The organism is Chroococcus sp. FPU101, assembly GCF_017312365.1.
Classification (GTDB): domain Bacteria; phylum Cyanobacteriota; class Cyanobacteriia; order Cyanobacteriales; family Microcystaceae; genus Chroococcus.
The window spans coordinates 60,655-83,906 of the sequence record NZ_BLJI01000014.1; the positions used below are offsets into that span (position 1 = coordinate 60,655).

Annotated in this window: 21 protein-coding genes, 1 tRNA gene, 1 pseudogene and 1 riboswitch; of the genes and pseudogenes, 10 read left to right on the forward strand and 13 right to left on the reverse strand. The window is 38.0% G+C overall.

The window, feature by feature from the left end:
- The 4 genes from CFPU101_RS13805 to psaK (CFPU101_RS13820) form a co-directional block, all read right to left on the reverse strand.
- Positions 1 to 690 carry a Mo-dependent nitrogenase C-terminal domain-containing protein gene (locus CFPU101_RS13805; RefSeq protein ID WP_206815925.1) on the reverse strand — a complete coding sequence of 230 codons (690 nt, stop codon included), beginning with the start codon at positions 688 to 690 and terminating at the stop codon, positions 1 to 3.
- Between the two features lie 81 nt (positions 691 to 771).
- Positions 772 to 1,356, reverse strand: a complete 585-nt coding sequence (locus tag CFPU101_RS13810) for a L,D-transpeptidase (protein WP_206815926.1) — start codon at positions 1,354 to 1,356, stop codon at positions 772 to 774.
- 53 nt (positions 1,357 to 1,409) lie between these two features.
- Complete coding sequence (locus CFPU101_RS13815; RefSeq protein WP_206815927.1) at positions 1,410 to 2,051, reverse strand: ComF family protein; 642 nt, start codon at positions 2,049 to 2,051, stop codon at positions 1,410 to 1,412.
- 70 nt (positions 2,052 to 2,121) lie between these two features.
- On the reverse strand, positions 2,122 to 2,400 hold the full coding sequence (psaK, locus tag CFPU101_RS13820) for a photosystem I reaction center subunit PsaK (RefSeq protein ID WP_206815928.1): 279 nt from the start codon (positions 2,398 to 2,400) through the stop codon (positions 2,122 to 2,124).
- 138 nt (positions 2,401 to 2,538) lie between these two features.
- On the opposite strand from psaK (CFPU101_RS13820), the gene CFPU101_RS13825 reads away from it, so the two are divergent.
- Positions 2,539 to 3,165 (forward strand): phosphoribosylanthranilate isomerase, encoded by a 627-nt coding sequence (locus CFPU101_RS13825; protein ID WP_206815929.1) that lies wholly within the window; start codon positions 2,539 to 2,541, stop codon positions 3,163 to 3,165.
- A gap of 29 nt (positions 3,166 to 3,194) precedes the next feature.
- Here CFPU101_RS13825 and psaK (CFPU101_RS13830) read toward each other — a convergent pair whose 3' ends face one another.
- Positions 3,195 to 3,461 carry a photosystem I reaction center subunit PsaK gene (gene psaK, locus CFPU101_RS13830; protein WP_206815930.1) on the reverse strand — a complete coding sequence of 89 codons (267 nt, stop codon included), beginning with the start codon at positions 3,459 to 3,461 and terminating at the stop codon, positions 3,195 to 3,197.
- 156 nt (positions 3,462 to 3,617) lie between these two features.
- Here psaK (CFPU101_RS13830) and CFPU101_RS13835 point away from each other — a divergent pair.
- A tRNA-Ser gene (locus CFPU101_RS13835) sits at positions 3,618 to 3,704 on the forward strand.
- Positions 3,705 to 3,780: 76 nt separating this feature from the next.
- On the opposite strand, the pseudogene CFPU101_RS13840 reads toward CFPU101_RS13835, so the two are convergent.
- A pseudogene (locus CFPU101_RS13840) lies at positions 3,781 to 6,437 on the reverse strand (DNA polymerase III subunit alpha).
- Positions 6,438 to 6,969: 532 nt separating this feature from the next.
- Here CFPU101_RS13840 and CFPU101_RS13845 point away from each other — a divergent pair.
- Positions 6,970 to 7,167 (forward strand): hypothetical protein, encoded by a 198-nt coding sequence (locus tag CFPU101_RS13845; protein ID WP_206815931.1) that lies wholly within the window; start codon positions 6,970 to 6,972, stop codon positions 7,165 to 7,167.
- A gap of 95 nt (positions 7,168 to 7,262) precedes the next feature.
- Here CFPU101_RS13845 and CFPU101_RS13850 read toward each other — a convergent pair whose 3' ends face one another.
- Positions 7,263 to 7,811: a type II CAAX prenyl endopeptidase Rce1 family protein gene (locus CFPU101_RS13850; protein WP_206815932.1), complete on the reverse strand. Its 549-nt coding sequence runs from the start codon at positions 7,809 to 7,811 to the stop codon at positions 7,263 to 7,265.
- Positions 7,812 to 7,945: 134 nt separating this feature from the next.
- Positions 7,946 to 9,169, reverse strand: coding sequence for a bifunctional sterol desaturase/short chain dehydrogenase (locus CFPU101_RS13855; RefSeq protein WP_206815933.1), 1,224 nt, complete (start codon positions 9,167 to 9,169; stop codon positions 7,946 to 7,948).
- 190 nt (positions 9,170 to 9,359) lie between these two features.
- Between CFPU101_RS13855 and CFPU101_RS13860 the strand changes: the two genes are divergently transcribed.
- From CFPU101_RS13860 to gatC, 3 genes are all read left to right on the forward strand, one after another.
- On the forward strand, positions 9,360 to 10,790 hold the full coding sequence (locus CFPU101_RS13860; protein WP_206815934.1) for a glycosyltransferase family 2 protein: 1,431 nt from the start codon (positions 9,360 to 9,362) through the stop codon (positions 10,788 to 10,790).
- Between the two features lie 56 nt (positions 10,791 to 10,846).
- Complete coding sequence (locus CFPU101_RS13865) at positions 10,847 to 11,368, forward strand: photosystem I assembly protein Ycf3 (RefSeq protein WP_206815935.1); 522 nt, start codon at positions 10,847 to 10,849, stop codon at positions 11,366 to 11,368.
- Positions 11,369 to 11,490: 122 nt separating this feature from the next.
- Entirely contained in the window at positions 11,491 to 11,787 is a 297-nt protein-coding gene (gene gatC / locus CFPU101_RS13870; protein ID WP_206815936.1) for an Asp-tRNA(Asn)/Glu-tRNA(Gln) amidotransferase subunit GatC, read from the forward strand.
- Positions 11,788 to 11,824: 37 nt separating this feature from the next.
- Here gatC and CFPU101_RS13875 read toward each other — a convergent pair whose 3' ends face one another.
- The 4 genes from CFPU101_RS13875 to CFPU101_RS13890 all read right to left on the reverse strand — a co-directional run bounded on the left by CFPU101_RS13875 (position 11,825) and on the right by CFPU101_RS13890 (position 15,911).
- Positions 11,825 to 12,301: a DUF29 domain-containing protein gene (locus CFPU101_RS13875; protein ID WP_206815937.1), complete on the reverse strand. Its 477-nt coding sequence runs from the start codon at positions 12,299 to 12,301 to the stop codon at positions 11,825 to 11,827.
- A gap of 45 nt (positions 12,302 to 12,346) precedes the next feature.
- Positions 12,347 to 13,357, reverse strand: a complete 1,011-nt coding sequence (locus CFPU101_RS13880) for a DnaJ C-terminal domain-containing protein (protein WP_206815938.1) — start codon at positions 13,355 to 13,357, stop codon at positions 12,347 to 12,349.
- A 98-nt stretch (positions 13,358 to 13,455) separates the two neighbouring features.
- The gene (glmS, locus tag CFPU101_RS13885; RefSeq protein ID WP_206815939.1) at positions 13,456 to 15,336 is read right to left on the reverse strand and encodes a glutamine--fructose-6-phosphate transaminase (isomerizing); all 1,881 of its coding nucleotides are present in this window, start codon (positions 15,334 to 15,336) and stop codon (positions 13,456 to 13,458) included.
- 41 nt (positions 15,337 to 15,377) lie between these two features.
- Complete coding sequence (locus CFPU101_RS13890) at positions 15,378 to 15,911, reverse strand: DUF3172 domain-containing protein (protein ID WP_206815940.1); 534 nt, start codon at positions 15,909 to 15,911, stop codon at positions 15,378 to 15,380.
- Positions 15,912 to 16,081: 170 nt separating this feature from the next.
- Between CFPU101_RS13890 and CFPU101_RS13895 the strand changes: the two genes are divergently transcribed.
- From CFPU101_RS13895 to hisA, 4 genes are all read left to right on the forward strand, one after another.
- Positions 16,082 to 17,887 (forward strand): SLC13 family permease, encoded by a 1,806-nt coding sequence (locus CFPU101_RS13895; RefSeq protein WP_206815941.1) that lies wholly within the window; start codon positions 16,082 to 16,084, stop codon positions 17,885 to 17,887.
- A gap of 102 nt (positions 17,888 to 17,989) precedes the next feature.
- Positions 17,990 to 18,137: riboswitch (cyclic di-AMP (ydaO/yuaA leader) on the forward strand.
- Between the two features lie 200 nt (positions 18,138 to 18,337).
- The gene (locus CFPU101_RS13900) at positions 18,338 to 19,681 is read left to right on the forward strand and encodes an ArsB/NhaD family transporter (RefSeq protein WP_206815942.1); all 1,344 of its coding nucleotides are present in this window, start codon (positions 18,338 to 18,340) and stop codon (positions 19,679 to 19,681) included.
- 15 nt (positions 19,682 to 19,696) lie between these two features.
- Positions 19,697 to 20,305, forward strand: coding sequence for an exopolysaccharide biosynthesis protein (locus CFPU101_RS13905; RefSeq protein ID WP_206815943.1), 609 nt, complete (start codon positions 19,697 to 19,699; stop codon positions 20,303 to 20,305).
- 3 nt (positions 20,306 to 20,308) lie between these two features.
- Positions 20,309 to 21,082: a 1-(5-phosphoribosyl)-5-[(5-phosphoribosylamino)methylideneamino]imidazole-4-carboxamide isomerase gene (gene hisA, locus CFPU101_RS13910; protein ID WP_206815944.1), complete on the forward strand. Its 774-nt coding sequence runs from the start codon at positions 20,309 to 20,311 to the stop codon at positions 21,080 to 21,082.
- A gap of 2 nt (positions 21,083 to 21,084) precedes the next feature.
- On the opposite strand, the gene CFPU101_RS13915 is transcribed toward hisA, so the two are convergent.
- Entirely contained in the window at positions 21,085 to 22,914 is a 1,830-nt protein-coding gene (locus CFPU101_RS13915) for a CARDB domain-containing protein (protein ID WP_206815945.1), read from the reverse strand.
- Positions 22,915 to 23,252 lie beyond the last annotated feature (338 nt).

Below are 23,252 nucleotides of genomic sequence, written 5' to 3' on the forward strand. Positions count from 1 at the left end.
CTATATATATTCGGAAATGTCTTCCTTGCAATCATCAGCTAAGTAGGATAACGCCCGAAAACGTAAGCCAACTAATTGTTCATACAAGGGATTAAGTTTACATAGCGGGGGAATATGAACAATTTTGTGTCCAAACAACTTGACATCCCGTTCAAAAGGACATTGAGGGGGAACCATTTTACAGATGAAACGGGCGACGCGAGGATCTTGTACATCCATCTCGTCTAACCAGTCTTTCATCGGATGTAATACATCAGGGTGTGCATGAGGAGGGCTAACTAAATTTTCACGTTTGTATTCGGTTTCCTGTGTGTCTTGTGGAACTTCACACAGGGTATGTTGTAGGGCTTCCAATGCTTCTACTTTTACTCCCAACGCATCTCGAAACTTCAAGATAATCTCTGCTTCTTGACTAGAATATACGCCATCAGCAAGGGAAACTAGAACCGCCGTTCGTAAAAAGTTTTCGGCTGTGTGTTCGTCTTGTCCCAATTTTTCGGCTAAATCTTGTGGGGTGATGGATTGAAAAAATACATTTTCTTGACTGACTTCTAAATCTTTTGTGACTTGAGCAATCATATCCTGTTCTTCTGGATCAAAATGCCCATCCGCCCAAGCAATGGTTAATAAACCCCGTAACCAAGCCGAAATTTGTTCATCGCTGTAACGATATTGAGTAGCAGTCACCATAACAATTGATGATTAAGATTAACTTTTAGTTTGATCTTAGCTCTTTTTCACCCCCTCTTTAGTGAGAGATTCCTCTACTCTTCACTGATGCTGCACAATGACAGGGGTTCCGACTTTAACCAGTTCAAACATAGCAATCACATCTTTATTGAGCATTCTGACACATCCATGCGATGCAGCTTGGCCAATACTGTTAATCGTTGGGGTGCCATGAAAGCCAATGTGGTTTTTACCATCTGTCCAAAAACCGATCCAACGTTCGCCAATGGGATTTTTTGGCCCTGCAGGAATCACTTTACCCGTCCAAGGATTTTGCCAAGTGGGGTTTCTCACCATTTGGATGATTTTAAAATTACCTGTTGGGGTTTCCCATCCTTTTTTCCCAACTGCTACAGGAAAACTTGCAACCTGTTTATCTCCTTTGAAAACAAAGACACGACGCTGTTTTAATTTCAAAACTAAGCGGGTTTCAATCAGTTCAGGGGGTTTAGTCGTCGGAGTCGAATTCGTCGGTAAGCTACCAGGGGGCGGAGTAATGGGGGTAACTGGGGTCTGATTTGGCTCTAAGGGAATGGTAGGAGTGACTGGGGTTTCTTGGGCGTTTAAAAAAGTATTGTTAAAGGATAATACAGCGAGTAGGGATAATAAAAAGCTAAGTTTTTGCATATCCAATGATTTTTTATTTTTATTAATAGCACTTTTCCCAAATTATATAAAGATTAAATTTGTTTAGTCGTGGCCAGTGTTGCAATTCCGATAACTGGTATATGATGCGATCGCAAACATTTGACCGCCTCTTTTGCTGTTGTTCCAGTAGTATAAATATCATCGATTAATAGTACATTAGTTTTAGATTGATTTAATTTTCCAATTTTAAAGGCATTTTTAAGATTTTCTTCCCGTTCTTTGGGTTTTAAGCTATACATTGCCTTCGTTTCTTTACTTCGGATTAAAGCCTGTGGCTGTATCGGATAACCTGTGACTTGACTAAATCCTTTAGCAATTAATTCTGCTTGATTGAAACCTCTTTCTTTTAATTTTTGGGCATGAATCGGAATTGGAATCAAAATTAATTGTTTTCGCGCCAAGGATTTAAGCCAAGCTTGAGCGATCCATTGTCCCATCATTTCACCTAATTCAGCATGACGCTCGTATTTTAATGCGGCGATCGCTTGTTTTAATTTCCCTTCATAGTTTCCCCACACAAATAAGGGGAGTTCATCCGACCAAAACTGAGCAGTATTTTTAAATTGCTGACTGTGGATTTGTTTTAAACAGTCTTGACAAATTTTTTGTTCTGTGATTCTTTCGCAAAGAGGACAATTTTGTTGTAAGAAAAGGGAGAGAAAAGATTTTAACATTACGGCAGGATAATTCTAAAATTAAGGTTATTGGAACTTAGATTAAGCATCCAACAACCTAAGATCTAATTTAGAGAATACCCGCATTAGACAAACCTAATATCACTCCCGCTCCCAAAATATGCCCGAAACTAGCAGTAGCTAAAAGTTCGGGAACACCAAAAGGTTTACGTGAAGCTAACTGAGGAATGGGTAAACGAGGGCCTTTACTAGGGTTTTGAATTGCATAATAGCCAATGATGATCGCTAAGAGATTACAAAAAATCATGACTAATGCAGTTGAAGGACTCCAAGCGACAGTATGGGGTGTTGTAGGTTGTGCCGCTAAGATTAAGCTAGAAGTAAACATTTGATTAACTCCTTAGTTAATAAATTTTTAGGTAATAATAATAACAAAAGGCATTATAGGAAGCTCTCAGCCCTAAAATAGATTTTGTTTGAATACTTAATGGTTTTTATTACGTTTTGCTACATCAATTAAGGATAAATGAGAATTAAAATTTGTGGAATCACTGAGCTTGAACAGGGAAAAGCGATCGCTCAATATGGCGCAACGGCTTTAGGATTTATGTGTGTGCCAACCTCACCCCGTTATGTCTCACCTTCTGTGCTTAAAAGCCTAACAGAAAGCCTTTCAACAAAGATCGATTGCATTGGAGTGTTTGCTAATACAGAAACGGATTTAATTATTCAAATGGTTTCAGAGACAAGTTTAACAGGAATACAATTACATGGTGATGAATCTCCCGAATTTTGCTTTCATCTTAAACAGACTTTACCCCAAATTGAAATTATTAAAGCACTCAGAATTAAAACGACAGACGCTTTAGTTGAGTCCGAAGCATATTTTAATAGTGTTGATACGTTGCTGTTAGATGCTTATCATCCAAATTTACTCGGTGGGACGGGCAAAACCTTAGATTGGGACAAATTAGCCAGTTTTACGCCGCCTCTTCCCTGGTTACTGGCTGGCGGACTAACACCCGATAACATTAATGATGCACTAAGTTTAACTTCTCCCAATGGCATTGATCTATCAAGTGGAGTAGAGCGATCGCCGGGGGATAAAGATTTAGCCAAAGTGAAAAAACTGTTTCAACAGTTAGAGACGTAGCATTTAGACTACGCCTCGATTGATTAATCTTAGAGTACGCCGAGTCTGGATAGACCTAGAATCGCACCTACTCCTAAGATATGACCAAAGCTAGTAGTACCGAGTAAAGCACCTAAGCTCAAACCACCAAATAATTCAGGGGAGGGTAACTGAGGCCCGTCTTTTTGTCTTTGGATGGTAGCTTTACCAAAAGCGATCGCTATAATATTGCAGATAATCATGACAATAGCTACCTTGGGACTCCATTCAATCGTGCGGGGAACAGAAGATGCCGCAGCTACTAATAATGTGTACATTGAGTTCTCCTTAAAAAAAGGCTGTATTTAAGTCTAAATCTTAAATCAAAAGCGTCAACCTGATTAGAGAATGTGTTGCAATATTTAACGTAAGAAAGATTTTTTACCCCTAGCGACAAATTCTCAACATCTGCTATAATGAAATTCTGTAATTTTGGAGAGGTGGCTGAGTGGTCGAAAGCGGCAGCCTGCTAAGTTGTTAGGGGAGCAATCCCCTCGAGGGTTCGAATCCCTCCCTCTCCGTTCCAAACAAGCATTAAATTAAGGTAGTTTCTGAAAATCTGCTTGGTAGAACACGGCTACTGCACCCTGTGACCAATCAGATATAATTTAGAAATAGAGTTTGAGTGGGCTTTAAAATACTAATCTGTTTTAAATTTAAGTCTTTCTCAAATATTTCATCAATGGGCAGCATTTCGCCATCTTCTGTCATGAACTTGTGGTCTTTGGTGGCTTTAATGATTGAACCATCTTCGAGAGTATATTTAAAAACTTCTTGTGTTCCTCGGTTGTGCCATTGTGCGATCGCTTGAGTATAAACATAGCCATTATGATCAACGGTATAAACAGTACACTCGATCTCTTCTTCGACAATTTTTCCGATCGGCATTAATCCATATTCAACAGTTAATATTTGAGTATCATAACTGAGACAATATTCAGCAAAATTGACCATTTGATCGAATAAATTTTCGGCCGTTTTTCGATCTACACCATTTTTCATCGAACCATCAATAAATGCCTCTCGATGTTTCTGCATCTCTGACATTTTTTTCTTACCCATCGCACGACGCAATAAGTCAGCTTCTCCTAGAGAATAACCTGCTAAATCTTGCGCCATTTTCATGATTTGTTCTTGATACACAAGGACGGCGTAAGTTTCTTGTAAGATCGGTTCTAGGAGAGTATGTTGATATTCAATTGGTTCTCGCCCATGTTTTCGATTAATAAATAAAGGAATAAGACCTGCATCTAATGGCCCTGGTCGATAGAGAGCTAAAATAGAGGAAATATCTTCAATTCCAGAGGGTTTTAACTCTTGGACAATTTGCCGCATTCCTTGAGATTCTAGTTGGAAGATTCCTTCTAAATCTCCTTTTTCTAACAATTCATAGGTTTTTTTGATATCGGGTGGAAGTTTTTTAACATCTCCTTTAGCTAATATTTTCATCGCTTTTCTTTCTTCTAAAGGAACTTGATCTAAATCAAGGTTATCTCCTTTATTTTGTTTAATAAATTCGACGGCTTTTTGCAGAGTTGTCAGGTTTTTAAGCCCCAAAAAGTCCATTTTTAATAAACCTAGGGCTCTAAATCCTCCATATAATATTGAGTAATCACTGCACCATCATTATTCTTTTGTAGCGGTACAATTTCATCTAAAGGTTGAGAAGAAATGACGACACCCGCCGCATGAACTCCAAAGGTTTTGTTAGTTCCTTCAATTCTTATGGCCATATCTAACCAGTGTTTTACTTGAGGATCTGAATCATATCTTTGTTTAAATTCGGGTTCAGGTGTTTGATCAGAAATCATGACAGCTAAAGGGGTTGGTTTACCCCGAGAAACTGGAATGAGTTTTGCCATTTTGTCTGATTCAGCGTAGGGAATATTTAATACTCTTGCAACATCTTTAAGAACTGCTTTTGAAGTGAGTCTGTTAAATGTAATAATTTGAGCAACATTCGCTTCACCATATTTATCGGTGACATATTGAATCATTTCATCGCGTCTTTCAATACAAAAATCTGTATCAACATCTGGCATTGATTGACGTTCTGGATTTAAAAAACGTTCAAATAATAATCCATGATGAACGGGATCAATATTTGTAATTTTAAGACAATAAGCTACTAAAGAACCCGCGGCTGATCCTCTACCTGGCCCAACAGGAATATTATGATCTCTAGCGTATTTAATATAATCCCAAACAACTAAAAAATAGGTAGAAAATCCCATTTTCTGTAGCATTTTTAATTCATATTCTAAACGCTGTTTATAAACGGGATCAATTTCAGAACGGGTGCGACATTTTAATCGTTCTTGTAATCCTTGCCAAGCAATTTCTTCAACATAACTATCAGCATTATGTCCAGGGGGGACGGGATATTTAGGTAAGCGAGGCTCCCCCATAATATGATAAGGTTCAACTTTTTCGGCAACTTCTACGGTATTGTTAATTGCTGATTCGATAATTTCTTCTGATAAATGATCCCGAAATAATAACCGCATTTCGTCAGCCGATTTTAGATATTCATTTCCACTATATCTAAGGCGTTTTTCTTCGGTAATTAGTTTCCCTGTTTGAATACATAATAAAGCATCATGTGCTTCTACATCGTAACAAGATGTAAAATGAGAATCATTGGTTGCGACAATTTTTATATTTAATTCTTTGGCAATTTTGGCAATTTCTACATTGACGATTCGATCTTCGGAATAACCATGATCTTGTATTTCTAAGTAATAATCATCACCAAAAACTTTTTTATACCATTTAGCAACTTCTTTCGCTCTTGCTTTGTCTCCTGCTAATATTGCTTGTGGTACTTCTCCTCCTAAACAAGCGCTAGTGACAATTAATCCTTCGTGATATTTTTCAAGTAAATCTTTATTAATACAAGGACGTGCAAAAATACCTTTACCCTGCATTCCTTGAAGATGAGAAATAGAGGTTAATTTAACTAGATTTTTGTAACCTTGTGTATTTTTAGCTAAAACAACTTGATGATATTTACGAATTTTTTGTTTAACTTCAATATCACCGTTGATCACATACATTTCATTGCCAATAATCGGTTTAATATTTTTATTACGGCAAGTTTTCATCAATTCGATCGCACCATACATCACTCCATGATCTGTAACTGCGATCGCACTCATTCCTAATTCGACAGCACGATCAATTAATTGCGGTAACTGTGAAGCACCATCAAGTAAACTGTAATCACTGTGTATGTGTAATCCAACAAATGACATAAGAGTATAATTTAGATGAGTCTCGCTTTTTTATTATGGCTTATACAGAATAGTTCGGAAGGATTATACTAGAAAGTTTTTATTAAGTTATATTAGATTAAGCTATTCTTAAAGTTGAGAAAACAATGAAATAATCAGTATTAGGTATTCAAGAAGGAATTTGGATTGATAAAAGCTGGCTAGAGCAAGCAGGATTAGGAAAAGAAAAGTTACAAATTTTCGTTCAGCAAGGTAATCTTCGGATACAGGCAGCATCAGATACAGATCTATGGACAGAAGAAGCAATTAATGTTTTTCGTTCTTTAGAAGAAGATGCTGATGTCGGACAATTGAAGAACACATCAATTAATCATGATTATTACCTTTACAGTAAACCTGAATGAATCGACTTTTTGTAAATACCAGTACTTGAGCTGCTCTTACTGATAAAGATGATATGTATCATGCTTCTGCAATATTATACCAAGAAAAGATAGCAAAACAGTATCGATTACTAACCATTAACTACATTTTGGATGAATCATATACTTGATTGTTATTGAATATTGGTTATCGTCAAACAGTTAGCTTTAAAAGAAAACTAGATTTTTTAATACAGCAAGGAATACTTGAAGTTGTTTGGATCTCTGAAGAATTAGCCGAACAAGCTTGGCGAATCTTTGAACAATATAATATCGACAAGCAATGGTCTTTTACAGATTATATTTCCCATGTTATGATGCAACAATAAGAAATTAATAAAGCATTTATTTTTGACCATCATTTTTCATAGATGGGTTTTATCCGTCGTCTTTAAGCTTCAACTATTTTATTTACATCGAAGACTTACAATAAATCGTATTTTGCGAGTTTAGTTCTGCCACCTAAACAATAAATCCATAACCAATCAATGAGCCAGTGAATAAACGCAATTCCCCAAAATGATCCTGTTACTCGATAGGCAACGGTACAAGCTAAACCTAAAAGTCCTGCATAAGCTAAGAAAATGGGATCTAAAAATGTTGGATATCCAGGAGGGAATACTGTTAGGGCTAGAATAGGATGATAAAAAATAAATATCGCTAAAAAAATAATTGCTATCATCATCCATTGCATTTCGGGTATTTTTTCGGTGAAAGGATGAGGAAGTAAAATCACTCTAAATAGTAATTCTTCTGGGATAACAGGAATAATCAAAACACGAATCATACTAAGTATTTTTTTAGCCCATCCTTTAGGTAGAGGTGTAATTGTTAAACATCTTGTTTTTAAACCAATGGGAATCGAAATAGCTGCATAAATCAATAATATGCCTGCAATAATAAGCCAGCCTTTGATATCTACTCCAGTAGTAATAGCTGCTGTAATCCGATTAATTATGGTTTGTATTAGCATTAGTTTATTAAACGTGATAGTAGCCTATAATTTCAAACTGTCTAAAGGTTTAAAGTAATTTTTTGGCGATTTAGATGATTTAATCCTCAGTATATTTTAATCTACTTTTTTGTTGAAAATCCAAAATTCATTTCCTAAGAGTTAGGCTTTTGGCTAAATAATTTGAAATACCAAGAAACAAAAAACTCTTTTATTGGAAACGCAATAAAGGTAATAGGATTGATTGTAACGATTATATTGCGGAAATCGGCTTTAGCTTGTTTAATAATTTGTTGAGCAACCCAATCAGCCGACATGACACCAATGGGATTAAGATTACTTTTAAAGGGGCCAAGAATTAGTTTACGAACGACACAGGGCGCATCTAGACGACGTAGGGTAATCAGATCTCCTATTGTTCTTTTACTGAGTTCATATAAGGGACTCAATGCGGGGTTCACTTCTGCTTCGGATGTATTCACCCACACTTCTTTACAGGCAATATCTTTGTTAGTGCGAACCGTTGCAAAAAAGAGTTCCATTAATCTCCAACAAGAAAAGGCGTTAATTTCATAGGATTGAAGAATGGCTTCTGGGGTTCTTGCGCCATGAACGTTGGTACCATGATTAATAATCAGAATATCAACCGTTTCTAAAAGTTGACTCAGTTCGTTTTCTTGTCCAACTTGCCAAGTAATGGTTTTAATGGGTTGTTGTTGTCCATTAATATCTAGGGTAATAGGTTCATTTTTAGAAGATAAAGCAATTACTTTAGCACCTGAGCAATCTAAATGTTTGAGTAATGCTAGTCCTAGTGTTCCCGATGCACCTGTAATAGCGATCGTTTTTCCTTTGAGTGATAATGCGGTTCCCAAAATTTTATCAACCAGTGCGAATGTACCACTATAATATGCTTTTTGGTCATCAAAATGATGTCGCCAATGATAGGTACGATTAATAAACCATTCTGCGGGAAGACTTTCAAATTGACCAGGACGATGAGTAATATCTGTTAATTCATCAATACCAGAAACCCCTAAACCTCGAAAAACCGCACAAACCAGAAAAAAGGCTGTATAAAGTGATCCGACACTCGTCACCCAAAAAAACGGCCAGTTAAATAAATAACCCACCCACAAAGGAACAAAGCTTAAGAGTAACATCACCAGTGCTTCAGGGACATCATTATACCAATGGGCTTGGCGATAAATTTCTTCACTTGCGGCGGTTAAGTCGGGACGAAACACCTTATGATGCCAAACATGAAGACGATATAAGGGTGTCCAATAATGTGAAAGAGCGTGATAACTATCTCTAATGATTTCTACCCAAAGAATCGAAGCGAGAATCAACCCTGATATGATTGCGATCGTTAACATTATTTATTCCTATCGTTTTTTGTATAAAAATTACTTTAGTTTTGAGATTAACTTCTCATATTATGGATATCTATCTTATTTTTACCTAAATCACGCCCAAAGTCTCTTCTAGGTACTGTAACGGCATTAGCTAAAATAGGAAAATAAAAACTTGAGCCAAAATCACAGTGAAAACGAACTCTAAATCATTATGACAAAAAACTATTGGTCAGACGACGAATCTGCCTCCGAACTCGATCCCATTAGCTCTCTACTATCAGAATGGACAGATCCAGAAGAAGATGAAGAGGAGTTTAGAAGTGATTTTTTTCAGGGTTTAGCAGGACGTAGACAAAAAGCCGCTTTTGTGCTAATAGCGATTTGGACTGTGATCATCGGACTACATTTAGTAAATTGGGGAAGTTGGGTAATCTTAACGTTAACCACAGTGTTAGCCATTCATGCACTTAGGATCATGTTCGCGCAACCCGAAGCAACTCTCATTCCTCTATCAGATGAAGCTTTAACAACAGCCCCTCATGTGTCTCTGATTGTAGCTGCTAAAAATGAAGAAGCGGTCATTAGTCGTTTAGTGACTACATTGTGTAATCTAGATTATCCCCTAAATAAATATGATGTGTGGATCATCGATGATTACAGCACAGATCAAACACCAGTAATTTTAGATCAATTGGCGGAACAATATCCGCAGTTAAATGTCATTCATCGCCCAGCAAATGCAGGTGGCGGAAAGTCGGGCGCATTAAATCAAGTATTAAAACTGACCAAAGGCGATATTATCGGTGTTTTTGATGCAGATGCTCATGTTTCGGCTGATATGCTCAAAAGTGTCGTTGCTATGTTTGAAGCGTCAGAAATGGGTGCTATTCAAGTTCGTAAAGCCATCACCAACGATGAGGTCAATTTTTGGACAAAAGGACAAAAGGCAGAAATGGCTGTAGATAGCTACTACCAACAACAACGGATCGCAATTGGTGGTATGGGTGAACTACGGGGCAATGGTCAGTTTGTGCGTCGCAAGGCTTTAGAAAGTTGTGGTGGTTGGAATGAGCAAACCATTACTGATGATTTAGATTTAACAATTAGGTTACATTTAGATGATTGGAAAATTGGGATTTTAATGACTCCTGCTGTCGGGGAAGAAGGGGTGACAAATGCGATCGCACTATGGCATCAGCGTAACCGTTGGGCAGAAGGCGGCTATCAGAGATATATGGACTATTGGCGATGGATGATTAATGCACCCATGGGACTCAAGAAAAAAGTCGATTTACTCTTTTTCTTCTTCCTACAATATATCCTACCGACGGCTGCGGTTCCAGATCTATTAATGGTTGTAACACGTCATCATGCACCGTTGCTAACTCCCATTACAGGGTTAATCTTTTTCTTGTCATTTTGGGGAATGTCCACTGGACTAAGACGTATCAACTCTGAAGAAAAGTTAAGTTTTGCTAATTTTATTAATATTGCTTGGGCGACCTTAAAAGGTACTGTTTATATGATGCACTGGTTTGTGATTATTCCTAGTATTACGGCGCGGATGTCGGTTCGACCCAAGCGATTAAAATGGGTTAAAACAGTACATCAAGGTACTAGCCAAGAAAATTTTGAATTCTAAGGACTCGAAAACACGTTACGATTTTAAAAGTTAGTAATCCTCTTTGATGCCGTACTATGCCACGAACTCAACGCAACGATAATTTTATCGACAAATCTTTTACAGTAATGGCAGACATTATCCTAAAAGCTCTGCCAGTCAATAAAAGAGCAAAAGAAGCATTTGTTTACTATCGTGATGGAATGTCTGCTCAAGCTGACGGGGAATATGCAGAAGCGTTAGATAACTATTATGAAGCTCTCAAACTAGAAGATGATGCCAACGATCGCAGTTACATTTTATTCAATATTGGGCTAATTCACGCGAGTAACGGTGAACACGAAAAAGCTCTAGAATATTATGAGCAAGCGGCGGAACTCAATCCGACCTATAGTTCTGCTTTTAATAATATTGCGGTGATCTACCATTATCAAGGGGAAAGAGCCAAAGAAACTGGACAAGTTGAAGAAGCAGAAGCCCTCTTTGACAAAGCCGCAGAGTATTGGAAACAAGCAGTACGTCTTGCACCGAATAACTATCTAGAAGCCCAAAACTGGCTCAAAATAACTGGACGTTCTGAAATGGATGTCTATTTCTAAAAAATGTAGGGACATGGTTATCAGTAATCAGCAAACAGTAAGAAAAAATTTACTGATAACTGATGACTGATAACTGTAAAAACCCTTCTCCATTCGCTATTTCACATAAGATATATTTCAACATGATTGATCGAGAACAAGTTAGAAAAATCGCCCATCTTGCCCGTTTAGATATTACCAGCGAAGAAGAAGAACAATTTGCATCTCAACTAAGTAGCATTCTCGAATATGCTGAACAGTTAAGCGAATTAGATACAACAGACGTACCACCGACAACACGAGCAATTGAATTAAGTAATATTACTCGTCCTGATACGACTTTTCCCTATGGTAATAGAGAAGCGTTACTGAATGAATCTCCAGAACCAGAAGGCGATTTTTTTAAAGTCCCTCAAATTTTAAGCACTGACGAAGCGTAATTAATACAGGTGGGCTATGTCTCACCTCAATTAATTTTTATTCGGGGAAAAAATTGAAATTCATGATATCTTCAGGAGTATAAGGGCATTTTTCAGGAAAGGTTGTAGTAGGTAAATCTGTTTTAATCATCGCCTGTCTTCTGGCTTTAAGATAAATTAAATCTATTTTTTCTAAAAAGTAATTATATAAAGTTCTCGACTCGAATAAAGTTTCTAATTCATTTCTGAAATTAGTAATTTCTCCTCGCCATTCCCTTGCACAATAAGCTTTTTCTTGTGTCCAATATTGATAAATTAGCAAATGTAGCAAAAGTTGTCTAAGATAACTATCCACTTTATGACGCTGTTCTATTCCCAAAGATTCGACCTCCTCAATTAAATGTTCTAAATCTAGATGGTCAAAATCTTTAGATTTTAGTTGATTAGTTGTTGCTTCTATCCACAACATATAATCTTGTTCATAAAGCTGTTTGGTTTCCCCTTTTTTTAAATTAATTAAATTTTGATAATTCATCAAATTAATCACCTCCTTTTAAAAATATTAAACCTCAAAAAAATCTTACAAAGCCATTTGCTGCAAGTTTTTACGAGGATCATAAGAGCGATTAGCCCGAATTTTTTCGTATAATTCTTTTTCAACTTGGCTTAAATCTTTGGGTGTATCAATCATAATTTTGACTAATTGATCACTTTTGCTACCTTGAGCATTTGGCCAACCTTTGCCCCGCAGACGAAGAGATTGACCTGATCTAATCCCCGATGGTATTTTCATCGTAACCATACCATCAGGAGTCGGAACCTCGATTAATCCGCCTAAAACTGCTTCATCTGGCGTAATAGGCACTTCACAGACTAAATTATCGCCGTCAAACTGATAGAAAGGATGAGCATCTAATTCGATTTTAAGGTACAAATCGCCTCTTTGTTGCGTTTGAGGATTGCTTTGCCCTTTGCCCTTCACTTTTAGACGACTTCCCGTTTTGACCCCTGCTGGAATACGAATATCAATAGTTTCAGTCCCGATACTAATACGTTTTTGGACACCTCGATAAGCTTCTGACAAGTTTAAACGAAGTACTGCTTCTCTATCTAATTGGGTAGTTGATTGGGGATTAGTGCCAAAGCCTGCCGCAAAATCATTAAAATTACTATAATCGCTAAAACCAGTTCTACCACCTGTAGAAGTTCGATAGTTTCCTGTTCCCGTAGCCCCTGGTGTCGCAAAACGGCCTAGCAGTTCATTGATAAAATCTTCAAAACTACGATACTGACTAAAATCAAAACCACCGACATCAACGCCTACACCAGGATAGCCGCCACCTGTTTGACTAGCTTGCTTCCAATATTGCCCAAATTGGTCGTATTTCTGGCGTTTTTCAGTATCCGACAAAACTTCGTAGGCTTCACTAATTTCTTTGAAGCGTTCCTCTGCTGCTTTGTCTCCCGGGTTACGATCGGGATGATACTTTACAGCCAATTTACGGAAGGCTTTTTTGATTTCATCATTACTAGAATTTTTGTTGACCCCTAAAACAGCATAATAATCTTTAAAGTCAGTAGTCGAAGCCATATGATCGTTGTCCCCTAGATAAGATTACACTACTCCTTAATCTAGATTAACAAAACTTTTCAAGAAACAAATGGTACGGTTTCCCGTGCTAGTTGTATCTATTCAACAGTAACGCTTTTGGCAAGGTTACGAGGTTGATCGACATCTAGACCTTTGCGGGCTGCGATATGATAGGCCAATAACTGTAGGGGAATGACAGAAATGACGGGAGATAAGATCTCATCGACTTCAGGAACCGATAATAAGTTATCAAAAATATGAGAGGCTTCGAGATCGTTAATCGCCACAACTCCAATGAGTCTAGCATCTCTAGCTTTTGCTTCTTGGGCATTGGAGAGAACTTTATCATAAACTAGACCTGGAAGTGCGATCGCAACAACGGGTACTTTAGAATCAAGTAAGGCGATGGGGCCATGTTTCATTTCGCCTGCGGGATAACCTTCAGCATGAATATAACTAATTTCTTTGAGTTTTAAAGCACCTTCTAAGGCAATGGGAAAATTAATCCCCCGTCCGAGAAAGATAAAATCTTGAGTATCGTTAAATTCATGGGCTAAATCTTCGATATATTTTTCTTGTTTTTCTAAAATGGTTTCAATTTGTCGCGGTAATTGATGCAACCCTTCAATGAGTAAAGCAATTTTTTCTAAGGGTAATGTTTGACGACGATAGGATAAATCGAGGGCTAATAAATAAAATCCGATTAATTGGGCAATAAAACTTTTAGTGGCAGCAACCCCAATTTCAATCCCTGCCTGTGTATTGATAATTTGCTCTACCATGTGAGCTAGGGTACTTTCAGGACGATTCGTAATCCCTAATAAACGGGCTTTGTATTCCGATGGTAGGGCTAAACGTCGTTGTTTTTCGGTTTCGAGGGCAGCTATTGTATCGGCTGTTTCCCCAGACTGAGTGACACCAATGGTTAGAGTATTTGCCGTAATAGGAGAAGGGGCATAGCGAAATTCTGAGGAATATTGGACAACAGTGGGAATATTAGCCAATTGTTCGATTAAATATTTACCGATTAAACTCGCGTGCCAACTGGTGCCACAAGCTAGAATTTGAATATGTTCGACATTATCTAACAAAGTGGATAAGCCTAAATTTATGGGGTTTAACTCAGGATTTTTCTCACCCCAAGTCGGATTAATATAAGCTTCTAAACAAGTCCGAATCACATTGGGTTGTTCATGAATTTCTTTAATCATAAAATGACGGAAACCCTGTTTTTCTACTGTTGTCGGGTTCCAGTCCAAAGTACGAGGCGTTTTTTTGAGGCGTTTTCCCGCAAAGTTGTACACTTCGACCCCTAAGGGTGTTAAACGGGCAATTTCGCCGTTTTCCATTGATAAAACGGTGTGTGTGTGGGTCACTAAAGCCGTTACATCGGAGGCACAGAAAAATTCACCTTGACCCAAACCAATCACTAAAGGGGCTTGTTGACGTGCGATAATAATTTCATCGGGATAGTCTGCACTAATTACAGCGATCGCAAATGCACCTTCTAAGCGATGTACTGCTTCACGAACTGCGGTTAACAGTCCATCATCATCCGTATCTTGTTCCATTAAGTCTGCGATGAGATGGGGAATAACTTCTGTATCGGTTTCGGATTGAAATTTGTATCCTTTGGCCAGAAGTTCTTCACGTAATACTTGATGATTTTCAATAATGCCATTTTGGACAACCGCAATACGTCCAGACATATCTTTGTGAGGGTGGGCGTTATGTTCTTCGGGTTTGCCATGAGTTGCCCAACGTGTGTGACCAATACCAATTTTAGCGGGATTAACATCTTGTTCTAATTTTTCCCGAAGATTGTACAATTTTCCTTTAGCCCGTACACAGTGTATTTCACCTTCAAGTACAGTTGCAATCCCTGCCGAGTCATACCCACGATATTCTAAGCGTTCTAAACCACTGACTAGGATAGTAACGGCGGTTTGGGTTCCGATATAGCCAACAATTCCACACATGGACTTTACTCAAAAAAATGGATAATGAGATTAGACTAATTTTAGAACTTATCGGTTTCTGGACGCGGGCCGACTGCTCCTGATGGCGTAACAAATAAGTTTCCTGCTGCTTCGTTTTGGTAGATGCAGTCGATTTTAGGTTTTCCTTCTAATGGCCCAGTAAACCCAAAGGTATTCATTCTATTTTTACAGTCTTGTACTTGGCGTGAGTCTACCAGTTTTTGCTGTTCTAGGAGTGACCAGTTATTGCGTCTTAGCACACATCCAGGCTGCATGACGGGTTGAGTGACAAAGACATTAAAGGGGTTTAATGTAATAAATACTCTGACATCCGTCACGATCGCACTTGAGCCAAATTGTACACATATTTCGGCATTTGGTGCGCTACGATCAATGACTTCTCTGGATGCTACGTTTTCTGGACTAAAATTCGCGGTTGAGTTAAAGACAAGCCCTGCACCAATCCCTAAGACAAAAATACCACCTAAAAGAGCGATCGTACCATAATTAAACTTCATGCCCGATGATTCAGCAGGAGTGCGCGACGGGGGATTATAGCGAGGTCTGCGGTTCATAAGTTAAGTTAAGTAAACACTGTATCTATGCTAACAATCTCTTCGTTATTCTTTGTTGGATCATTTTAGATCAGATACCCAATTAAATCGAGCTATCTTGCTCATAAATCATTGAAAGACTATGATATGATCTCGACTAACTTAATAAAATTTTAAACATAAGTCAATTTATGGCTGATTCTGCAAATATTTTTCTAACCCTTGGCGTTGTAGTTGTCGCTTTATTCTTTTTTATTGGTGAATGGTTTCCTGTAGATTTTGTAGCAATTTGTGTTGCAGTTGTACTGATTTTACTGAAATTAGTTACGCCAGAAGAGGGAATCGCAGGTTTTAGTAATAATGCCACTATTACAGTAATGGCGATGTTTATTTTAAGTGCTGGAATCAGTCGAACAGGTGCGATTCAAATTGTTAGAGATTTGTTACTTAAATGGGGTGGCAGAAACACAACTCAACAAATGTTAGTGATGGGGGGATTAGTCGGAACGATTAGTGCTTTTATTAATAATACGGCTGTTGTTGCTGTTTTTCTGCCGATTGTTGAAGATTGGTGCAAAAAACAAAAAATTTCTCCCTCTCAAATGTTAATACCACTTTCCTATGTCACCATTTTAGGAGGTATGATTACTGTCATTGGTACATCAACTAATGTACTGGCAAGCGGGATTTCCGAAAAATTAGGTTATGGACAATTCGGTTTATTTGATTTTACAGTTGTTGGACTTTTAACGTTTTTAACAGGTTTAATTTATTTAGCGTTTTTTGCCCCTAAACTCTTGCCTAATCCTAAAATTTCGGATTTAGACAACGTTGGGGATGATTATCAGTTACAAGATTATGTTAGTGAAGTTATTATTTCTCCTAGTTCAAGTTTAATTGGACAAACTCTTAGAGAAAGTGGGATTCAACGTAAATTTGATCTCGATGTTCTAGAAATTATCCACAATGGGAATCATTTTCCTCAACCATTAACTGATAAAACTTTAAGTGCTGGCGATATTTTAATTATTCGCAGTAAACGAGAAGATTTACTTAAAATTCGTGATGAAAAAGGTCTAGAAATTGTAGCCGATGTTAAGTTTAATAATAAGTTAGAGAAGGAACTGACGGAGGGACAAGAAAAATTGGCAGAAATCTTAATCCTTTCTAACTCTCGTTTAATTGGTTCTAATTTAAAGGATTTACGTTTCAGACAACGATATAATGCTACGGTTTTAGCAATTCGACGCGGTGAAGAATTAATCCGAGATAGATTAGGAAAAGTTTCTCTAAAATTTGGTGATTTATTATTAGTTCAAGGCCCAAAAGATAGTTTTATTGGTTTACAAACAACTAGAGAATTGTTAGTACTTGAGCAAAGAGACGTAGAAACCTTAAAATCTAGCAAAGCTTGGATCTCAGTAGCGATTATTTCAGGTGTTGTTCTATTAGCCGCTTTTGATATTTTACCGATTCTAGTATCCTCTTTAATTGGTGTAATATTAATGGTTTTAACAGGTTGTTTAAAACCTGGTGAACTCTATGGAAGTGTGCGTTGGGATGTGATTTTTCTCCTTGCTGGATTAATTCCATTAGGAACAGCAATGGATAACTCTGGGGCAACTGAATGGTTAGCTAAAGGTTTAGTTTCCTTGGGCGGAAGTTTATCGGGTTTTTGGATCTTATTTTTCTTTTATGTTATTACGTCTTTATTAACTGAAATTCTCTCCAATAATGCAGCCGTTGTTTTAATGATTCCCATTTCTGTTAAAGTAGCAGAAACTCTTCAACTAAACCCTTATGCTTTTATGTTTGCAATTACTTTTGCTGCATCTAATAGTTTTATGACACCCATTGGCTATCAAACAAATACAATGGTCTACGGTGCAGGGGGTTATAAATTTATGGATTTTGTTAAAGTTGGCGCACCAATGAATATTTTATTAGCCATCGTCGCACCGATTCTCATTACTTGGTGGTTTGGCTTAAAACCGTAATCTAAAACACTATTATTCTTTTCTTAAACTCAGTGATTTAGTTCTTCTAAGTTAGCTACTTTAATTCATTTAAAAAATTTTATGCTATCTTAGAATAAAACTAGAGTAAGTCAGCCTAATTCTGGATATTCCATGACTCAAGGAATTATTTAGAAGCGGAGGAACCAAATCTGGGGCGTATTTCGGTTGAAAAGGATATCTCCTAATCCTAGCCCGTCAGCTAACTTCGTCGGCATCAGGGGAAGACTGAAGAATCACTTCATTTTTAATGTTTTGATGATTTCAGTCGAATATCATATTGCTGGTACTGCTTAGTTATCGGCTTCTTTTTTTAACTGATTAATTGGTGCGGTACTGTTTCGATATTAATTAGGTGTGATATTTTAGTTTTACTAACGATTCCACACATCATCATAAAAATATTGTTTAGGATTTGCACGTTTTAAGAAAATGCCTACAGAAACCCTACAAGCGATTATTTCTGCTACTACTTTTATTGGTGCGATCGTTCTAATTATGTTAGAACAATTACACATTACTGTTATTGCTTTACTGGGTGCATTAATCCTTGTTTTCACTCACGTCATGACACTCAATGAAGCAGTCGGATACATCAGTCGAAGTCATGCGACACTTGCTTTATTTTTTGGGGTTATGGTATTAGTTCGCTCTTTTGAACCAACCAAAATTTTTGATTATCTAGCCACCCAAATTGTGACCATTGCCAAAGGACAAGGAAAACTTTTATTACTGGGAATTGTGGCTATTACGACACCAATTTGTGCAGTATTACCAAATGCAACGACAGTTATGTTATTGGCCCCCTTAATTCCTCCTATTGCTCAAGATATTGGCATAGATTTTATTCCTTTGCTGATTTTGATGGTTTTTGTAGCCAATAGTGCTGGTTTATTAACCTTAGTCGGTGATCCTGCTACTTTTATTGTCGGAGATGCGATTAATATAACTTTTGTCGAATATCTACAAAAATTGAGTTTAGGGGGTGCGCTTGCAGTGTTAACCGTTACCCTGATGTTACCTTGGTTATTCCCCAAAATTTGGCGTACTAAATTTGAGCATTTAGAAGATTTACCCCATCCTAAAATTAATCATCCCAGAGTCTTAGCATTAGGTGGTATTTTAGTCTTATTTGTTCTGATCTTTTTCGTCATTGGTGAATCATTTCCTATTCCTATTTCTCCTGCTGCAGTGGCTTTATTTGGTGCGACATTTGCTTTACTCTTAGCCCATCAAAGCAAAATTGATACCGTTCAAAATATCCTCAAAGATGTGGACTGGAGTACCTTAATCTTTTTTATGTGTATTTTTGTACTAATCGGAGGACTTGAAAAAACTGGTGTCATCAATAGTCTATCTGGAATACTAGCTACCATTCTCGGAAAAAATATTGCATTAGGTTCACTCGTTTTACTGGTAGTTGTCGGTTTATTGTCTAGTGTTGTACCGAATATACCTTTAGTTGTCGCAATGGTTCCGCTTTTAAAACAGTATTTAGTTAATGTCGGATTTGTTGGACAAAATGTTTTAGATCCTAGCTATGCGGGGCAATTTCCATCCGAAGTATTACCTCTATTCTACGCAATGATGTATGGTGCCACACTCGGCGGAAATGGTACATTAGTCGGTGCTTCCTCAAATATTGTTGCAGCAGGGATCGCAGAACAACATGGCGGAAAAATGACCTTTAGAACCTTTTTAAAATATGGAATTCCTGTTATGCTAATGCAATTATTAACAGCAGCGATCTATGTAACTGTATTTTTCTTATTATAGATATTACTTAATCTTATGGATTTAAAATTCTCTCACGAATTAGAAACCCTGTTAAAGAAATTAGTCGATCAACCCATAACAATTAGAGAAATTTTAGACGGAACCTCAGAGAAAGGATTAATGTTACTTGCGGGTTTATTTGCCTTTCCTTTCCTCTTGCCAATGCCCCCAGGAGTGTCTAGTATTTTAGGTGGAAGTTGCTTTCTGCTTTCATTACAGTTAGCTTTAGGCAGAAAAGAGCTATGGCTACCAAAAAAACTCGCTAATTTCCGTTTTCCCGATAAAATTATTTATCCTCTCCTGAGATTTATCAAAAAATTAAGTAATTGGTTTGAAAAAATTACCGCACCCCGTTTAAAAGTTATTGCTAAAAACCCCTATATTTGGCGTATTAACGGACTTTGTATCGCATGGCTGGCAATTTTATTGATGCTACCCATTCCCCTAACCAACCCTTTACCCACCATTGGCATTGTACTACTGGTAATCGCCACCATCGAATCAGACGGCTTATTAATGTGTGTTGCTTATCTTTGGAGTATAATAGTTAGTCTTCTCTTTATTTTGATGCCCTCCGTTTTAGTTAGGATGGCAGAACAATTAATACAACAATTTTTTGGCTAAAACATGGATGTTATTCCCGCGATCGATTTACTAGATGGGCGTTGTGTTCGTTTGTACCAGGGAGATTATGAAAAATCGCAAGTCTTTAATGAAAACCCCCTAGAAGTCGCCCGTCAATGGGTAGAACAAGGCGCAACTCGTCTACATTTAGTCGATTTAGATGGCGCAAAACAGGGCAAACTCGTTAATCTATCCACGATTAAAAAGATTGTTGAAGAAATCTCAATTCCAGTGCAAGTCGGCGGTGGCTTACGAGATGTTCAAAGCGTCGCTGATTTACTATCATTAGGGGTTGAACGAGCCATTTTAGGAACGATTGCCGTTGATAACAAAATCATAGTAGAGCAACTTTGTCAAGAATTTCCTCATCAAATTGTAGTCGGCATTGATGCGCGTCAGGGTAAAGTCGCAACAAAAGGCTGGCTAGAAACTTCTGAAGTGAATGCCACCGACTTAGCTCAACAAATGGAAACCCTTGGCGTTGCTGCAATTATTTTTACTGATATTCAGCGAGATGGTACTCTCAAAGGCCCAAATCTCAATTCTCTACGCGAGTTAGCCAATGCCGTCAATATTCCGATTATCGCTTCGGGGGGAGTGAGTTCACTCACCGATTTACTCAGTTTATTGTCTCTCGAACCTTTGGGCGTGACAGGGGCAATTGTCGGTAAGGCGTTGTATACAGGTGATCTCAGTTTATCAGAAGCAATACAAGCCGTTGGTCAAGGTCGTTGGCAAGATGTCCCCCCTGATTTGGGTTTTTCTTCTTTTGCGTAAGATTAGCCGACGCTTTGAAATAAGTTTTCGGCGACATATTGACCAAGATTTAAACCAAGGGGTAAAGAATCAATAATCGTCGCTTCTCTGGTGTGAACGCCACCATAAATCCGACTAATCGCATCTTCATAAGCAGCATCATAAAAACTATCAAAGCTACGTCGTACACCGGGTAATTCTTGGGAAACAGCAGTAAAGTTATAGTCTTCGCCAAAGAAATGACTCATTACGCCAGCCCATGCTCCGCCGAAAATCGAATGACCCGAAATATAATCGGGAAAAGGTGGTGTATTGAGTAAGGGTTGCCAATTCGGATCACCAACAGTAGCAGCGATGCCATCATTGGCCGCAATTCCTCCCGCAATGACATCATCTGGTCTAGGCTGCATATATTTGTACTTCGCTTCCCATGCAACGATCGCCGCATCAGCCATCGCCACATTCAACGCCGCAAATAAACGAGCATTATCTAAAATTGAATGTCCTTCTCTGATGGCTATTTCTTCAGCAATTTGATTCAGTTGCCCATAGGGACGGAACGTATCAGCGCGATCATACGCCCAAAACACCGCAATTTGTGTTTGATCAGCCGTCCGAGTGAGTGTGGTTAGCTCAGTGTTATTTCTGCCGCCCAAATGACGAACTTCTTCAATTTCTTGGGCATAAAGGAGTGGATCAACCGTTGGAGCGCAGTCCAGCCCATCTGGCGAAAAATCATCCACATCGACCATTGCAAAAGGAGTCACTTGGCCCCAATTTTGACCAACGGCTGTATAATTCGGTGCCTTGGGTTGCCAGATAAATTCACCCGTTGGCGGCTCATAAGGTGTGTTATTATCTGAACCATCATCAGAGCGCAACGCCAGAATTTGATTAGCGACGGTTCGCCCAAATTGATCTCCAGCTATTTCGTTAGCGGGTAAATCTTTAATTTCTTGAAGACGAGAATAAGACAATTGTTGATTTAACAGAGAAGTTTGTTGAGGAATTAAAGTGGTTAAAACTTGATGAGCCGCACCTGCTATAGCCGCTTCTAAAGACGCATTCGCTGGCGCAATGAGATCAACCGCATAGGGGTTATGAGTTTGTAAAAAGGCGTTAACCGTATCATAAATTGCTGTAGACATGATCGCCAGTAACCGAGAGCCTGCGGTTGGTGGGATGCCTCGCCCTGCCTCTCCTTCAGCTTGAATCGCATTTAAAGCCGCCGCATTCCAATCAATGACAATATCTGTATCTGGTGCAGAAACCAGTTTACTGATGACATTATTGTTTTCATTGGTTTCTACGATTCTATTATTTGTATCGATTTGGGCAACTAAGTGATAGGCTCCAGGCGCGATCGCAGAAGTTATATTTTTATAATTTAATAAAACATTGGTTGATTCACCAGCACCTAAACGGATACGGCTAACATGAGTTTTTAGTAAAACATCATTTTGATCGATATTGTGATCGGTAGAAAGCCAAAGTTTAATAGTGACTGGGCCTTGAGTCAGTGTATTGCTACGATTAATAATTTGGACTGCAACACGACCGCGATCGCCATAATCAACCGTATCAGGTAATTCAATGGGAATGATCCGCCCAATCAAATCAGCCCCAGTCGGTGCATCCGTCGCTAATGGCTGTACCTCGGAAGTTGTAGAAATGACAAAGGATCTAACTTCCGACGAGACTGCTGTGGCATTGGTTAGTACGCTGACTGATACATCTGCGGTGGTAACGATTTGTTCTGTGATTTCTGGTAATCGGATTCTAGCAGCAGTTAGATTATCGTCAAGAAACAGACTGGTTAAGTGATCTCCAAACACAGGATTGATAGAGTTCATAAAAGTGATAATCCTTAAACTAAAAACATCGGGAATTAAAAAGGTTATCAATTTTCATCTGATACTTAAGCGAAGCTAAGATGACATTGACCAACATAAGATGATTTTTTCAAGGACAAGGTATTAAAGATAAAATCATTGTTATGGTCTATTTTTTATTCCCTAATCTACTTTCAGTCTGTTTCCTCGAAATTATGAAAGGCTAAAAAATTATCTACTTAGCCTAAGTTTAGTGTTAAAACAATCTTCGCTCATCATTACTGTCTACCGTGAGCAAGAGCAGTCTATAAAAACTCCTATAGTTAGCTAAAATCTAAACAAACTTATTTTGATTAGTA

Bases quoted from the DNA above. Each gene is read 5' to 3' on its own strand.
- gatC (WP_206815936.1), top strand. From the start codon at position 11,491: ATGATTGATCGAGAACAAGTTAGAAAAATCGCCCATCTTGCCCGTTTA.
- CFPU101_RS13825 (WP_206815929.1), top strand. From the start codon at position 2,539: ATGAGAATTAAAATTTGTGGAATCACTGAGCTTGAACAGGGAAAAGCG.
- CFPU101_RS13880 (WP_206815938.1), bottom strand. From the start codon at position 13,357: ATGGCTTCGACTACTGACTTTAAAGATTATTATGCTGTTTTAGGGGTC.
- CFPU101_RS13890 (WP_206815940.1), bottom strand. From the start codon at position 15,911: ATGAACCGCAGACCTCGCTATAATCCCCCGTCGCGCACTCCTGCTGAA.
- CFPU101_RS13860 (WP_206815934.1), top strand. From the start codon at position 9,360: ATGACAAAAAACTATTGGTCAGACGACGAATCTGCCTCCGAACTCGAT.
- CFPU101_RS13900 (WP_206815942.1), top strand. From the start codon at position 18,338: ATGCCTACAGAAACCCTACAAGCGATTATTTCTGCTACTACTTTTATT.
- CFPU101_RS13895 (WP_206815941.1), top strand. From the start codon at position 16,082: ATGGCTGATTCTGCAAATATTTTTCTAACCCTTGGCGTTGTAGTTGTC.
- CFPU101_RS13855 (WP_206815933.1), bottom strand. From the start codon at position 9,169: ATGTTAACGATCGCAATCATATCAGGGTTGATTCTCGCTTCGATTCTT.
- CFPU101_RS13865 (WP_206815935.1), top strand. From the start codon at position 10,847: ATGCCACGAACTCAACGCAACGATAATTTTATCGACAAATCTTTTACA.
- CFPU101_RS13915 (WP_206815945.1), bottom strand. From the start codon at position 22,914: ATGAACTCTATCAATCCTGTGTTTGGAGATCACTTAACCAGTCTGTTT.
- CFPU101_RS13875 (WP_206815937.1), bottom strand. From the start codon at position 12,301: ATGAATTATCAAAATTTAATTAATTTAAAAAAAGGGGAAACCAAACAG.
- CFPU101_RS13810 (WP_206815926.1), bottom strand. From the start codon at position 1,356: ATGCAAAAACTTAGCTTTTTATTATCCCTACTCGCTGTATTATCCTTT.
- psaK (WP_206815928.1), bottom strand. From the start codon at position 2,400: ATGTTTACTTCTAGCTTAATCTTAGCGGCACAACCTACAACACCCCAT.
- glmS (WP_206815939.1), bottom strand. From the start codon at position 15,336: ATGTGTGGAATTGTTGGCTATATCGGAACCCAAACCGCCGTTACTATC.
- CFPU101_RS13850 (WP_206815932.1), bottom strand. From the start codon at position 7,811: ATGCTAATACAAACCATAATTAATCGGATTACAGCAGCTATTACTACT.
- CFPU101_RS13905 (WP_206815943.1), top strand. From the start codon at position 19,697: ATGGATTTAAAATTCTCTCACGAATTAGAAACCCTGTTAAAGAAATTA.
- CFPU101_RS13815 (WP_206815927.1), bottom strand. From the start codon at position 2,051: ATGTTAAAATCTTTTCTCTCCCTTTTCTTACAACAAAATTGTCCTCTT.
- CFPU101_RS13805 (WP_206815925.1), bottom strand. From the start codon at position 690: ATGGTGACTGCTACTCAATATCGTTACAGCGATGAACAAATTTCGGCT.
- hisA (WP_206815944.1), top strand. From the start codon at position 20,309: ATGGATGTTATTCCCGCGATCGATTTACTAGATGGGCGTTGTGTTCGT.
- psaK (WP_206815930.1), bottom strand. From the start codon at position 3,461: ATGTACACATTATTAGTAGCTGCGGCATCTTCTGTTCCCCGCACGATT.